The sequence below is a fragment of the Streptomyces sp. R-07 genome, assembly GCF_049913175.1.
In the GTDB taxonomy this organism is placed as follows: Bacteria; Actinomycetota; Actinomycetes; order Streptomycetales; family Streptomycetaceae; genus Streptomyces.
Window position 1 is genome coordinate 1,472,332 of sequence record NZ_CP183978.1, and the last position, 13,781, is coordinate 1,486,112.

Sequence of the window (13,781 nt, forward strand, 5' to 3'; positions counted from 1 at the left end):
AGGGCTTCTACGGGCGACGAACGGTCAGAGCAGGGCGGCGCGCGGCCCGTCGGGCTGCTCCAGGCGCCGCTCGGTGACCGACCGGGCCAGGCCGGAGGACTCGGCCTCGCTGAGCCTGCGGAAGCCCTCTTCGGTGATGACGGTGAGGATCGGGAAGATCCGGCGGGCCATGTCGGGACCGCCGGTCGCCGAGTCGTCGTCCGCCGCGTCGTACAGCGCCTGCACCACCAGTGTGGTGGCCTGCTCCTCGGTCAGGTCGGCGCGGTACAGCTTCTTCATCGACCCGCGCGCGAAGATCGAGCCGGAGCCGGTGGCGGCGAAACCGTGCTCCTCGGAGCGGCCGCCGGTCACGTCGTACGAGAAGATCCGGCCCTTCTCCTTGCCCTCGTCCCAGCCCGCGAAGAGCGGAACGACGGCGAGCCCCTGCATGGCCATGCCGAGGTTGCCCCGGATCATGGTGGAGAGGCGGTTCGCCTTGCCCTCCAGGGAGAGCGTCGCGCCCTCCACCTTCTCGAAGTGCTCCAGCTCCAGCTGGAACAGCTTGACCATCTCCACGGCGAGACCGGCGGTACCGGCGATGCCGACGGCCGAGTACTCGTCCGCCGGGAACACCTTCTCGATGTCCCGCTGCGCGATCATGTTCCCCATGGTCGCCCGCCGGTCACCGGCGAGCACGACCCCGCCGGGGAACGTGGCGGCCACGATGGTCGTGCCGTGCGGCGCCTCGACGATCCCCTCGGGAAGCTTCCGGTTCCCCGGGAGCATCTCCGGCGAGTGGTCCGCCAGGAAGTCGATGAACGAGGACGAGCCCGGCGTCAGGAAGGCCGCCGGCAGACGCCCGGTGCTTCGAGGGTTGGCTTCCACGCGATTCCTTCCGGTGGGACAGTCGGCCGGCCGTGGGAGGCACCGGCTGATCTTGAGTGCTGTGCACGGACCTTACCCGTGCCACCGCTTGTCATCCGTCCCCGGACCCACGGCTTTCACCAGGGCTCCGGGGACGGAGGACGACAGGCGCGTGAGGCGGCTACTCGCCGCCCTTCTGAACGAAGGAGCGCACGAAGTCCTCGGCGTTCTCCTCGAGCACGTCGTCGATCTCGTCCAGGACGGAGTCCACGTCGTCGCTCAGCTTCTCCTGGCGTTCCTGGAGGTCGGAGCTCGCCTCCGTGGTGGTCTCCTCGACCTCCTCCGTGGATCGCGTCGCCTTCTGCTGTCCGCCGCCGGTGTCCTTGGTCGCCATATCCCTCACCCCGCTCGAATCGGCCCGCTCGGTTGAGTCCGTACAAGATCAGACCCTATAGGTCGGGTCTGACTTCGGCCCCGCAGTTTCCACAACGCCCGGGCACTGATTCCATGATTCCCAGCGCCGGGGTATTTCAGGCCCGTACCGGGCCCCCGGTTCAGCCGCCCGACAGCACGCGGACCAGTTCCTCCGCGGTCCGGCAGCGGTCCAGGAGCGATTTCACGTGGGCCTTGGTGCCGCGCAGCGGCTCCAGGGTCGGGACGCGCTGGAGCGAGTCCCGGCCGGGCAGGTCGAAGATCACCGAGTCCCAGGAGGCCGCGGCGACGTCGTCGGCGTACTGCTCCAGGCAGCGGCCCCGGAAGTAGGCCCGGGTGTCCTCCGGAGGCGCCGTCTCGGCCCGCACCACCTCGTCCTCGTCCAGGAGCCGCTTCATGCGCCCGCGGGCCACCAGGCGGTTGTAGAGGCCCTTCTCGGGGCGTACGTCCGCGTACTGGAGGTCCACCAGGTGCAGCCGGGCCGCGTCCCAGTCCAGGCCGTCGCGGCGCCGGTAGCCCTCCATGAGCTCCCGCTTGGCGACCCAGTCCAGCTCGCCGGCGAGGCTCATCGGGTCGGTCTCGAGCCGGCCGAGGGTGTCCTCCCAGCGCGTGAGGACGTCCATGGTCTGCTCGTCCGCGTCGGAGCCGTACCGCTCCTCCACGTACTTCCTGGCCAGCTCGAAGTACTCCATCTGGAGCTGGACCGCGGTCAGTGTCCGGCCGCTGCGGAGCGTGACCAGGTACTGGAGGGTCGGGTCGTGCGAGACCTGGTGGAGGGTGCGGACCGGCTGGTCGACGGCGAGGTCGACGGTGATGAAGCCGTCCTCGATCATCGAGAGGACCAGCGCGGTCGTGCCCAGCTTCAGGTAGGTGGAGATCTCCGAGAGGTTCGCGTCGCCGATGATCACGTGCAGGCGGCGGTACTTCTCGGCGTCGGCGTGCGGCTCGTCCCGGGTGTTGATGATCGGCCGCTTGAGGGTGGTCTCCAGGCCCACCTCGACCTCGAAGTAGTCGGCGCGCTGGCTGAGCTGGAAGCCGTTCTCGCGTCCGTCCTGGCCGATGCCGACCCGTCCCGCGCCGGTGACGACCTGGCGGGAGACGAAGAAGGGGGTGAGGTGGCGCACGATGTCCGAGAAGGGGGTCTCCCGCTTCATCAGGTAGTTCTCGTGCGTGCCGTAGGACGCGCCCTTGTTGTCCGTGTTGTTCTTGTAGAGGTGGATGGGCTGGGCCCCGGGGAGCTGGGCGGCGCGCTCGGCCGCCTCGGCCATGATCCGCTCGCCGGCCTTGTCCCAGAGGACGGCGTCGCGCGGGTTGGTGACCTCGGGCGCGCTGTACTCGGGGTGGGCGTGGTCCACGTAGAGGCGGGCCCCGTTGGTGAGGATCACGTTGGCCAGGCCGATGTCCTCGTCGGTGAGCTGGCTGGAGTCGGCGGCCTCGCGGGCGAGGTCGAAGCCGCGGGCGTCCCGCAGCGGATTCTCCTCCTCGAAGTCCCAGCGGGCGCGGCGCGCCCGGTGCATCGCCGCCGCGTAGGCGTTGACGATCTGGGACGAGGTGAGCATGGCATTGGCGTTCGGGTGTCCGGGGACGGAGATCCCGTACTCCGTCTCGATGCCCATTACTCGCCGTACGGTCATGCGGCCCTCCTTGCCCGGCGGCGCTCACTGTGCGCGACTCGGCGGTACCGATGAGCCTAGAGCGGCTCCGCGCTGGTGGGGAGATCAGTTGCGGTATTTCCCTGTGATGCCGGGGGAAATGCTGGATGGAATGCGTCGGCTGCGGATGCCCGGTTTCCGGACATCCGCAGCCGGTGCGCGTTTTACAGGTACTGACCGGTATTGGCCACCGTGTCGATGGAGCGTCCGGTGTCCGCGCCCTGCTTTCCGGTGACGAGCGTGCGGATGAACACGATCCGCTCGCCCTTCTTTCCGGAGATCCGGGCCCAGTCGTCGGGGTTGGTGGTGTTGGGGAGGTCCTCGTTCTCCTTGAACTCGTCCACGCACGCCTGGAGGAGGTGGGAGACCCGGATGCCCTTCTGGTTGTGGTCGAGGAAGGCCTTGATGGCCATCTTCTTGGCCCGGTCGACGATGTTCTGGATCATCGCGCCGGAGTTGAAGTCCTTGAAGTACAGGACTTCCTTGTCGCCGTTGGCGTACGTGACTTCGAGGAAGCGGTTCTCCTCGGATTCCGCGTACATCTGCTCGACGACGGACTGGATCATCGCGTGGGCGGCGGCGGCCTTCGAGCCGCTGTGCTCGGAGATGTCGTCCGAGTGGAGCGGCAGGGTGGCCGTGAGGTACTTCGCGAAGATGTCCTTCGCGGCCTCCGCGTCCGGACGCTCGATCTTGATCTTGACGTCGAGCCGGCCGGGCCGCAGGATCGCGGGGTCGATCATGTCCTCGCGGTTGGAGGCGCCGATGACGATGACGTTCTCCAGGCCTTCCACGCCGTCGATCTCGGCGAGCAGCTGCGGGACGATGGTGTTCTCCACGTCCGAGCTGACACCGGAGCCGCGGGTGCGGAAGAGGGATTCCATCTCGTCGAAGAAGACGATGACGGGGGTGCCCTCGCTCGCCTTCTCCCGGGCACGCTGGAAGACCAGGCGGATGTGCCGCTCGGTCTCGCCGACGTACTTGTTGAGGAGCTCGGGGCCCTTGATGTTGAGGAAGTAGGACTTCCCCGCGGGCTGGCCGGTCACCTCGGCGACCTTCTTGGCCAGGGAGTTGGCCACGGCCTTCGCGATCAGCGTCTTGCCGCAGCCGGGCGGGCCGTAGAGCAGGATGCCCTTGGGCGGCCGCAGTTCGTGCTCCTTGAAGAGGTCCGGGTAGAGGTAGGGGAGCTCGACCGCGTCGCGGATCAGCTCGATCTGGTTGCCCAGACCGCCGATCTTGTCGTAGTCGACGTCCGGGACCTCTTCCAGAACGAGCTCTTCGACCTCGCTCTTGGGGACCACCTCGTAGACGTAGCCGGACCTGGAGTCGAGCAGCAGGGCGTCGCCGGCGCGGATGGTGATGTCCAGCAGAGGCTCGGCGAGCCTCACCACCCGTTCCTCGTCGGTGTGCCCCACCACCAGGGCGCGCTCGCCGTCCTCGAGGATCTCCTTGAGGGTGACGATGTCCCCGGCGCGCTCGAACTCCATGGCCTCGACCACGTTGAGCGCTTCGTTGAGCATGACTTCCTGGCCGCGCTTGAGCTCTTCGAGCTCGATGCTCGGGCTGACGTTCACCCGGAGCTTGCGGCCCCCGGTGAAGATGTCACACGTGCCGTCCTCGTTCGCCTGCAGGAAGACACCGAAGCCGGCCGGCGGCTGTGCGAGCCGGTCGACCTCCTCCTTGAGGGCCACGATCTGGTCGCGGGCCTCACGGAGCGTGTTCGCGAGTCGTTCGTTCTGCGCGGACACGCCGGCCAGGTTGGTCTGCAGCTCGACGATCCGCTCTTCGAGAATCCTCGTGTGGCGCGGAGAGTCGGCGAGCTTGCGGCGCAGGACGGCGATTTCCTGCTCGAGATAGGCAACCTGACCGGCGGGGTCTTCAGACCCCCGCCCCGGCCGGATGCCGCGGTTGATGTCGTCGTCGTGGGCTGCCACGGTCCTCACCTCCTCCAAGGGGAGCTGGACGCTTCCTGACCCTACCTGCGTGGGTGGTGATTGAAACCCCTAGATCAAAAAGACTCCGGGGTGTGTCCGATCTTCACCCTTGCGCTTCCCCTCTCGCCAGGGGAATACCCACCCTTCACCGCTTGAAAGCGGGCGGTTGTATCGTCGTCATTGGTCAACACCCGTCAGGGGTGGCCCGACTTATCGCGCGAAGCAGAAACGGCAGGAGATATGACCGTGCAGCATGACGCCCCGGCCACGGGCGCCGAGGAGGCGCTGGAGGTCTGGATCGACCAGGACCTGTGCACCGGGGACGGGATCTGCGCGCAGTACGCTCCCGAGGTCTTCGAGCTCGACATCGACGGGCTCGCTTATGTGAAGAGCGCCGACGACGAGCTGCTCCAGGACACGGGTGCCACCACGCGCGTGCCGCTGCCTCTGCTCCAGGACGTGGTGGACTCCGCGAAGGAGTGCCCCGGCGACTGCATCCATGTGCGCCGGGTCGCCGACAAGGTCGAGGTGTACGGCCCCGACGCCGAGTGACGGCTCAGGCGCCGCGCGCGTCGGCCTGGCCGGCGCGGACGAAGGCGCCGCTCTGCCAGTGCCAGCTGACCTGCTCCTTCTCGTCGGGGCAGCAGCTGGGCACGTCGGGGGACGAGTAGCCGAGCAGCGTGGCGCGCACGGCTCCGTCGCGTACGGCGAGCTCGGTGACGTTCCGGTGCTGTTCCGGGGCGACGAGGGTCGCGACCACGCGCGCGGGGGTGCCGTTCTCCTTGCCGCGGGTGAGGACGTAGACGCCGCTCGGCGGGGTGCCGGAGCCGGCTTCGCAGTGCACGACCGCAACGGTCTCGGGGTTCCCGTCGCCGTCGAGGTCTCCGGAGACCCGCTTCGCGACCGTACTGGGGCCTCCCCCGCATTCCAGGGGGTAGTCGACTCCGGTGGCGTCGGGGGCGGGTGCCGGGCGCGGGGCGGCGGCCGGGGCCGCGGCGGCTCCCGCGGGGCCGGGCTGGAGCAGTCCGGCGAGGGCGACGACCGCGGCGGTCGCGGTGGCGGTGGCCAGCCAGTGGGCCGGCCGGGCGTGGGTGTGGGCGAGGTCCGCGAGGTCCGGGGCGGCGGAGGGCTGCACGCGCGACGTCTCCTGTGGGGTGGTGCGGCGGGGTTTCCGGCATCGTGCCACACGTCACAGGGGGACGGAACAGCTGGGGTGGGCCGACTCCCGGGAGCCGGCGGACGACACGCCGGACAACATGAGGACGCCGCCGCCGAGTTCTCCCGCGTGGGCGGGAACTCGGCGGCGGCGCGGTCTGAATGTCGGAACGTCAGCCCTCGGTACTGGGATGCGGCCCAGTTTCGGGACCTAGCTCTTGTTGGGGCCTTCGTAGTCCTCGCCGTAGGCGCCCTTGGCGGGGCGACGGCGGCGCATCGGGGGCTCGACGCCGTCCGCGAGGCGGCGGGCGGTGACGAGGAAGCCGGTGTGGCCGATCATGCGGTGATCGGGGCGGACGGCGAGGCCCTCGACGTGCCAGTTGCGGATCATGGATTCCCAGGGCTGCGGCTCGGCGTAGCAGCCGAACTCGCGGATGGACTCCACGGTGCGCGCGAGCTGGGTGGTGGTCGCCACGTAGCAGCAGAGGATGCCGCCGGGGACGAGCGCCTTGGAGACGGCCTCCAGGCACTCCCAGGGGGCGAGCATGTCGAGGATGACGCGGTCGACGTCGGTGTCGGACAGGTTGTCCTGGAGGTCGCCGACGGTCAGCTGCCACGCGGGGTGGGGGCCGCCGAAGTAGCGCTCGACGTTGCCCTTCGCGATCTCGGCGAAGTCCTCGCGGCGCTCGTAGGAGTGCAGCATGCCGCTGTCGCCGATGGCGCGGAGCAGGAAGCTGCTGAGCGAGCCCGAGCCCACGCCGGCTTCGACGACGCGTGCGCCGGGGAAGATGTCGGCGAAGGCGAGGATCTGCCCCGCGTCCTTGGGGTAGACCACGGCGGCGCCGCGGGGCATGGACAGGACGTAGTCGGGGAGCAGGGGGCGCAGCGCGAGGTAGGCGACGTTTCCGGTGGTGCGGACAACGCTGCCCTCGGGGGCGCCGATCAGTTCGTCGTGCGGGAAAGAACCCTTGTGGGTGTGGAAGTTCTTTCCCTCTTCGAGCGTGAACGTGTAGTGACGGCCCTTGGGGTCGGTCAGCTGAACCTGGTCCCCGACCTTGAAGGGCCCGCGTCGGCGGGCGGCACCGGTCGGTTCGGACATGTGACCAGAGTACCGGGGTTACGAAGAGGGTCGTGCCATGGCCTGGACGAAGGCGCGTTCGACGTCGGTGGTGGCGAGGACGCCGTAGATCTCGCCGCTGTCCTCGACGACGAGGTACTCGGTGGCGGGGCTGGCGCGCAGGTGGTCGAGGAGGGGCTGGCCGGTGAGTTCGGCGGGGACCCGCATGCCGTCGGTGAGGTCCTGGGCGAGGGTGCTCACGGCGACCCAGGGGCGGCGGTGCTGGGGTACGGCGGCGATGGCGGCCTCGCGGACGATGCCGATGGGTTCGCCACCGGCGTCGACGACGACGAGGGCGCGGGCGCCGGCCTCGTTGGCGCGGCGGAGGGCCTCGGAGAGCGGGGTGGCGGGCTCGACGGGGATGGCGCGGCGGGTGAGGGCGCGGGCGCGGAGCTCGGGGAGGTGTTCGCGGAGGCGGGCCATGCGGAGGCTGTTGCCGGCGCCGGTCCAGATGATGGCGGCGAGGATGGCGGCGAGCAGGGCGTCGGTGACGGTGGTGAAGCCGTCGATGTCCTCGGTGGAGTTGCCGAGCCAGCCGGTGCGGGTGAGCAGCGGGAGGCCGATGAGGACGGTGACGGCGAGGAAGCGGCCGACCCAGGCGGCGGCGACGGTACCGCTCATGGGCTTGCCGGTGATCTTCCAGACGATGGCGCGGAGCATGCGGCCGCCGTCGAGGGGGAGGCCGGGGAGCAGGTTGAAGAGGGCGACGATCAGGTTGGAGATCATCAGGCCGGCGAGGAGGACGCCGGGGACCGTGCCGGGTTCGACGGCGTACAGGGAGAGGTAGAACACGCCGGCGAGGACGAGGGAGAGGAGGGGGCCGACGAAGGCGAGGACGAATTCGCGGCCGGGGGTCTCGGTCTCCTTCTCGATCTCGGAGACGCCGCCGAAGAACTGGAGCTGGATGCGGCGCACCGGGAGTTTGAAGCGGAGCGCGGCGATGGTGTGGGCCAGTTCGTGGACGAGTACGGAGGCGTAGAAGGCGACGGCGAAGAAGAGGGAGACGAGGTAGCGGGCGGCGCCGAGCTCGGGCAGGACGCGGTCGATCTGGTCGCCGAAGACCCAGGTGATGAGGGCGGCGACGAGGAACCAGCTGGGGGCGACGTAGACGGGCACGCCGAAGGGCCGTCCCATGAGGATCCCGCCGCCGGGCTCCTCGGTCCGCTGCGGCTTGGGCTCGTCCTGGTTCACGGGTTCCTTTCGTCGCGTGGTGTGACCCGCGTCGGTGCGTCACGGTTCGATCATGCAGTGCGACGGGGTCCCAGGTCGATGGTATGCCGCTCGTTGTCGGTGGCGGGTCGTAGGGTCTTCGTCATGAGTACGAGCGAGCAGGTGCCGGCGGAGCCCCGGGCGCCCATGTCGTTGTCGCCCTCCCGGGCGAGCGATTTCATGCAGTGTCCGCTGCTGTACCGGTTCCGGGTGATCGACCGGCTGCCGGAGAAGCCGAGCGCCGCGGCGACGCGGGGGACGCTGGTGCACGCGGTGCTGGAGCGGCTCTTCGACGACCCGGCGGTCGAGCGGACGGCGCCGCGGGCGAGGTCGATGGTCCCGGGGCAGTGGGACCGGCTGCTCGAGTCGAAGCCGGAGCTGGGCGAGCTGTTCGCGGAGGATCCGGACGGGGAGCGTCTTGCGGGCTGGCTGGGTGAGGCGGAGGCGCTGGTCGAGCGGTGGTTCACGCTGGAGGACCCGACGCGTCTGGAGCCCGCGGAGCGTGAGCTGTTCGTGGAGACGGAGCTGGATTCGGGGCTGCGGCTGCGCGGGGTGATCGACCGGGTCGACGTGGCGCCCTCGGGCGACGTGCGGATCGTGGACTACAAGACGGGGAAGGCGCCCCGGCCGGAGTACCGCGACGGGGCGTTGTTCCAGATGACGTTCTACGCGCTGGTGGTGTGGCGCCTGAAGCGGGTGATCCCGCGGCGGCTGCAGCTGGTGTATCTGGGCAGCGGGGAGGTGCTGACGTACGACCCGGTGGAGGCGGATCTGCTGCGGGTCGAGCGGAAGCTGCTGGCGCTGTGGGACGCGATCCGGCTGGCGACGGAGTCGGGCGACTGGCGGCCGCGGCCGACGAAGCTGTGCGGCTGGTGCGACCATCAGGCGGTCTGTCCCGAGTTCGGCGGGACTCCCCCGGTCTATCCGCTGAAGATCGTTTCCGCGCGCCCGGCGGAGTCGGGTGAATCCGGGCAGGGCAGAATGGACCCGGCCCAGCCGTCTTCCTGAGCACGGCCCGCACCGTGGCGGGCGCACCTCGTGAGCTCAGTCCCGTGAAGGAGCCCTTGTGACGATCCGCGTCCTGTTGGTCGACGATCAGCCGCTGCTGCGGACCGGCTTCCGGATGATCCTGGAGGCTGAGCAGGACATCGCGGTGGTGGGTGAGGCCGGGGACGGTCTGCAGGCGCAGGAGCAGGTGCGCGCGCTGCAGCCGGACGTGGTGCTGATGGACATCCGGATGCCGCGGATGGACGGGGTCGAGGCGACCCGGCAGATCACGGGTCCGGGGCGGGACGGTCCGGCGAAGGTGCTGGTCCTGACGACCTTCGATCTGGACGAGTACGTGGTGGAGGCGCTGCGGGCGGGGGCGAGCGGCTTCCTCCTGAAGGACGCTCCGGCGAACGAGCTGGTGCAGGCGATCCGGGTGGTGGCGGCGGGTGAGGCGATGCTGGCGCCGTCGATCACGCGCCGGCTGCTCGACAAGTACTCGGCGCATCTGCCGACGGGCGAGGAGCAGGTGCCGGACACGCTGAACACCTTGACCGACCGTGAGGTGGAGGTGCTGAAGCTGGTGGCGCGCGGTCTGTCGAACGCGGAGATCGCGGCGGACCTGTTCGTCAGCGAGACGACGGTGAAGACGCACGTGGGTCATGTGCTGACGAAGCTGGGGCTTCGGGACCGGGTGCAGGCCGCGGTGTACGCGTACGAGAGCGGTCTGGTGCGGCCGGGGGCCGGGAGCCAGTAGCCGGTACGAGGAGGGGCCCGGTGCGCGTGTCGCGCGCCGGGCCCCTCCGTCGTTCGGCCGGTCGTCAGCCCTTGCGGATCTCCCAGAAGCGGAAGACGGTCGAGGCGTCGAGGGTCCATTCGAGGCCGGTGACGTCGTCGCGGGCGACGGCGTACTGCTTGCCCTGCCAGAGCGGCAGGACCGGGAGCTCCTCGGCGACGAGGTCCTGGAGCCGGCCGTACTCGTCGGCGGTGGCGGCGCGGTCGGCGGCGGCGGCGGTCTCCGGGAGGAGGGTGCCGGTGATGGTGGTGTTCTCGTAGTGGTTGCCGAGGACGTTGCCGGCGCCGAAGAAGGGGCTGGTGAAGTTGTCGGCGTCGGGGTAGTCGGGGACCCAGCCCTTGACGTAGACGCCGTACTTGCCGGCGGCGATGTCCTTCTCGTACTGGTCGTACGGGACGGACTTGACGTCGGCCTCGAAGAGGCCGCTCGCGTTGAGCTGCCCGGCGATGGCCTTGAGCTCCTGGTCGGTGGCGGGGCCGTAGCGGCTGGGCGTGGACCAGAGGGTGAGCTTCACCTTGTCGGTGATGCCGGCGGCGCGGAGGGCCTTCTTCGCCTTGGCCTTGTCGGGGGTGCCGTAGGTGTCGTAGAAGGCGGTGTTGTGTCCGGCGATGCCGGCCGGGACGATCGAGTAGAGCGGGGTGGCCGTCGACTTGTAGACGTTCTCGACGAGGGCCTCGCGGTTGACGAGGTGGGCGATGGCCTTGCGGACGCCGAGCTTGCCGACGACCGGGTCCTTCATGTTGAAGACGAGGTGCTGGACCTCGGCGCTGCTGCCCTGGACGACCTCGATGCCCTTGTCGGCCGTGCTGGCGGAGTTCTCGAGGGCGGCGATGTCGTCAGCGGAGAGGCCTCGGTAGGCGACGTCTATGTCGCCGTCGGTGAGGGCCTTGGAGAGGGCGGAGCGGTCGCCGCGGTAGAGCTTGAGGGTGACCGCGCCGTTCTTGGGCTTGGCGTTGCCCTTGTAGCCGGCGTTGGCGGAGAAGGTGGCCTCGGTGTCGCCGAAGGAGTCCAGCTTGTACGGGCCGGAGCCGGTGGCCTTGCCGTCGGTGCGCAGCGCGTCGGCGGGGTAGTCGCGGTGGTCGACGATGGAGCCGGCGCCGGAGGCGATCTTGCTGGGGAAGGTGGCGTCCGGGACCTTCAGCCGGAAGACGACGGTCCGCTCGTCCGGGGTCTCGATGCTGTCGATGGTGGAGAGCAGCGGCGCCGGGCCGGAGGGGTCGGCGATCTTGAGGGCCCGCTCGAAGGAGAACTTGACGTCCTCCGAGGTGAGCTTGTTGCCGTTGGAGAAGGTGAGGCCCTCGCGCAGGGTGCAGGTGTAGACCTTGCTGCCCGCGGAGAAGTCGCACTTGTCGGCGGCCTCGGGCTCGGGCTCGGAGCCGCCCTTGGGGAAGGCGAGGAGGGACTGGAAGACGTTGTTGAACAGCAGCCAGGAGCCGGGGTCGTAGCCGGCCGCCGGGTCGGTGGCGAGGATCTCGTCGGACATGCCGACGCGTACTCCGCCTCCGGAGCCGCCGGAGCCGCTTCCCTGCTCGGTGCCGCAGCCGCTGAGGAGGGCGGCTGACAGGCCGGCGGCGAGGGGGGCCGTCAGCCACTTGTTTCGTGCCTTCACAGAACTTGCCTCTTGATCTCTTGTCAGGCCGGCCGCGCAGGGGCGCGCGGCCGGGACAACGAAGGGGTCAGGCGGTGCCGCGGCCCAGTTCCCACAGCAGCAGGTCGGAGGAGGTGTTGAGGGCGTACTCGACTCCGTTGAGGTCGTCGCGGGCGGCGACGTACTGCTTGCCCTGCCACAGGGGCAGGACGGGGACGTCCTCGGCGACGATCTTCTGGATCTGCGCGTAGACGGGGCTTGCGGCGTTGCGGTCGGCCTGGCGGCGCGAGCGCGGGATGAGCTTCTCGCGAACGGTCTTGTTCACGTAGGGGGTGTTGAGGAAGTTGTCGCTGTCGAGGAACGGCGCGATGTAGTTGTCGGGGTCCGGGTAGTCCGGGAACCAGCCAAGGCCGTAGACGGCGTAGTCGCCGCGCTTCTGCTCGGTGCGGAACCGGGACCATTCGGCGCCCTTGACGGAGGCGTCGAAGAGCTCGCTGGCGATCAGCTGCTTCTTGAGCGCCTCGAACTCCTGGGCGGTCTCGGCGCCGTAGTGGTCGGTGGTGTAGTTCAGGGTCACCTTGACCGGGGTCTTCACGCCCGCTTCCTTGAGGAGCTTGGCGGCGCGGGCGGGGTCGGGCTCGCCGTACTCGTCGAAGAAGGGGGTGGCGTGGCCGGTGATGCTGGAGGGGATCAGCGAGTAGAGCGGCTCGGCGGTGGGGCCGTAGACGAGGTTGACGAGGGCGCCGCGGTCGACGACGGCGGCCATCGCCTGGCGTACGGCCTTCTCCTGGACCGAGGGGGCCTTGGTGTTGAAGCCGAGGTAGCGGATCTCCAGGCCGGGGACCTCGGTGACGCGGATGCCGTCCTTGGGCGTCTCGGTGAGGTCCTTGATCTGCTTCTGCGACAGGGAGCGGGCCATCATGTCGATGTCGTCGCGCTCCAGGGCCGCACCCATGGCGCCGGCGTCGGCGTAGGGGCGCAGTTCGACCTTGTCGTTGCGCAGGGTGATGTCGCCCTTGTACGCCGGGTTCTTGGTGAAGACGAAGCGGGTGGCCTTGTCGCCCTCGCGCTCGACCTTCATGGTGTACGGGCCCGAGCCGTCGATGTCGAAGCCGTCGCGGAGCTTGTCGCCGGAGTACTTGTCCTTGCTGAGGATGCCGGCGACGGGGGTGGAGAGCTTGTACGGGAAGGTGGCGTCGGGGGTCTTGAGGTGGAAGACGACCCCGTCGGTGCCCTGGGTCTCGACGGTGTCGATGTTCGAGAGGAGGGCGGCCGTGCCGTTGTCCGACTTGATCTTCAGGACCCGCTCGACGGAGAACTTGACGTCCTCGGCGGTGAGGGGGGTCCCGTCGGCGAAGGTGAGGCCGGGGCGGAGCTTGCAGCGGTAGCTCTCGCTCGCCTTGTCGGAGAAGCCGCAGCTCTGGGCGGCCTCGGGGACGGGCTCGCCGCCGCCGCGGGGCACGTGCAGCAGGGTCTGGACGGTCTGGCGGAGGATGTTCCAGGCGCCGGTGTCGTAGGCGTAGGCCGGGTCGAGCGGGGCGGGTGCGTCCTCGGTGGCGATGAACTGGTCCGTGGTGCCGACGGCGATCGCTCTGGCGTCCTCGGCTCCGCCGCAGGCGGCGAGCAGGGGAGCGAGCAGTCCGGCCACGGCCGGCAGCACCAGGGTCTTGCGGTTCATCAGGGACGATCTCCTCATCCGGCACTGGGGTACAGCGGTCAGTGGAACTCCGCCGCCGGCCGCCCGGTCGGGGCGGGAGCGATCGGGCCGGGTGTTGCGATCGGTCCTGTGTTCACGGCGACTTGGGTGTGCGCCGGTGCACGCGGTTATGCGGCGAAGTACTCGCGAAAGATTAGTGGGCGGCGCCGGTATCCCTTGACCGGGGCTGTGCAGGGGGGTAATCGCAGAGTGATCATGAATGCGTCGGCCTCGATAGTCATGCGACGGACGTTGTGGACGGCATGGACCCAATCGGGACACAGGGGGCGCCGAAACGTCCGCTTTTCAGACACGGAACAGGAACGGGCCACCCGCCGTCCAGCACTCTGGGTGACCAAGGTCACGTAGAGGCTT

The 13,781-nt window shown here is 69.4% G+C and carries 12 protein-coding genes; 3 read left to right on the forward strand and 9 right to left on the reverse strand.

Translation table 11 applies throughout. The features are described from left to right. Positions 1 to 24: 24 nt before the first annotated feature. The 4 genes from prcB to arc form a co-directional block, all read right to left on the reverse strand. Positions 25 to 864 carry a proteasome subunit beta gene (prcB, locus tag ACN9M0_RS06580; protein ID WP_426403278.1) on the reverse strand — a complete coding sequence of 280 codons (840 nt, stop codon included), beginning with the start codon at positions 862 to 864 and terminating at the stop codon, positions 25 to 27. 160 nt (positions 865 to 1,024) lie between these two features. Next, positions 1,025 to 1,237 (reverse strand): ubiquitin-like protein Pup, encoded by a 213-nt coding sequence (locus ACN9M0_RS06585; RefSeq protein WP_030315996.1) that lies wholly within the window; start codon positions 1,235 to 1,237, stop codon positions 1,025 to 1,027. Between the two features lie 160 nt (positions 1,238 to 1,397). Further along, positions 1,398 to 2,909, reverse strand: a complete 1,512-nt coding sequence (dop, locus tag ACN9M0_RS06590) for a depupylase/deamidase Dop (protein ID WP_399697701.1) — start codon at positions 2,907 to 2,909, stop codon at positions 1,398 to 1,400. Between the two features lie 182 nt (positions 2,910 to 3,091). Continuing rightward, positions 3,092 to 4,858, reverse strand: a complete 1,767-nt coding sequence (gene arc / locus ACN9M0_RS06595) for a proteasome ATPase (protein ID WP_399697703.1) — start codon at positions 4,856 to 4,858, stop codon at positions 3,092 to 3,094. A gap of 240 nt (positions 4,859 to 5,098) precedes the next feature. Between arc and ACN9M0_RS06600 the strand changes: the two genes are divergently transcribed. Further along, a complete protein-coding gene (locus ACN9M0_RS06600; RefSeq protein WP_366041173.1) occupies positions 5,099 to 5,410 on the forward strand; it encodes a ferredoxin in 312 nt (103 codons plus the stop codon). Between the two features lie 4 nt (positions 5,411 to 5,414). Here ACN9M0_RS06600 and ACN9M0_RS06605 read toward each other — a convergent pair whose 3' ends face one another. The 3 genes from ACN9M0_RS06605 to ACN9M0_RS06615 all read right to left on the reverse strand — a co-directional run bounded on the left by ACN9M0_RS06605 (position 5,415) and on the right by ACN9M0_RS06615 (position 8,321). Next, complete coding sequence (locus ACN9M0_RS06605) at positions 5,415 to 5,993, reverse strand: hypothetical protein (protein ID WP_366041174.1); 579 nt, start codon at positions 5,991 to 5,993, stop codon at positions 5,415 to 5,417. Between the two features lie 231 nt (positions 5,994 to 6,224). Continuing rightward, the gene (locus ACN9M0_RS06610) at positions 6,225 to 7,112 is read right to left on the reverse strand and encodes a tRNA (adenine-N1)-methyltransferase (protein WP_351193250.1); all 888 of its coding nucleotides are present in this window, start codon (positions 7,110 to 7,112) and stop codon (positions 6,225 to 6,227) included. An 18-nt stretch (positions 7,113 to 7,130) separates the two neighbouring features. Continuing rightward, positions 7,131 to 8,321, reverse strand: coding sequence for a site-2 protease family protein (locus ACN9M0_RS06615; protein ID WP_399697707.1), 1,191 nt, complete (start codon positions 8,319 to 8,321; stop codon positions 7,131 to 7,133). Positions 8,322 to 8,444: 123 nt separating this feature from the next. On the opposite strand from ACN9M0_RS06615, the gene ACN9M0_RS06620 reads away from it, so the two are divergent. Together ACN9M0_RS06620 and ACN9M0_RS06625 are read left to right on the forward strand one after the other, a co-directional pair. After that, positions 8,445 to 9,347: a RecB family exonuclease gene (locus tag ACN9M0_RS06620; protein ID WP_366041175.1), complete on the forward strand. Its 903-nt coding sequence runs from the start codon at positions 8,445 to 8,447 to the stop codon at positions 9,345 to 9,347. A 58-nt stretch (positions 9,348 to 9,405) separates the two neighbouring features. Then, a complete protein-coding gene (locus tag ACN9M0_RS06625; RefSeq protein ID WP_366041176.1) occupies positions 9,406 to 10,083 on the forward strand; it encodes a response regulator transcription factor in 678 nt (225 codons plus the stop codon). Positions 10,084 to 10,147: 64 nt separating this feature from the next. Here ACN9M0_RS06625 and ACN9M0_RS06630 read toward each other — a convergent pair whose 3' ends face one another. Together ACN9M0_RS06630 and ACN9M0_RS06635 are read right to left on the reverse strand one after the other, a co-directional pair. Further along, a complete protein-coding gene (locus ACN9M0_RS06630; RefSeq protein WP_366041177.1) occupies positions 10,148 to 11,731 on the reverse strand; it encodes an ABC transporter substrate-binding protein in 1,584 nt (527 codons plus the stop codon). 67 nt (positions 11,732 to 11,798) lie between these two features. Then, complete coding sequence (locus ACN9M0_RS06635; RefSeq protein WP_366041178.1) at positions 11,799 to 13,388, reverse strand: ABC transporter substrate-binding protein; 1,590 nt, start codon at positions 13,386 to 13,388, stop codon at positions 11,799 to 11,801. Positions 13,389 to 13,781: the final 393 nt, after the last annotated feature.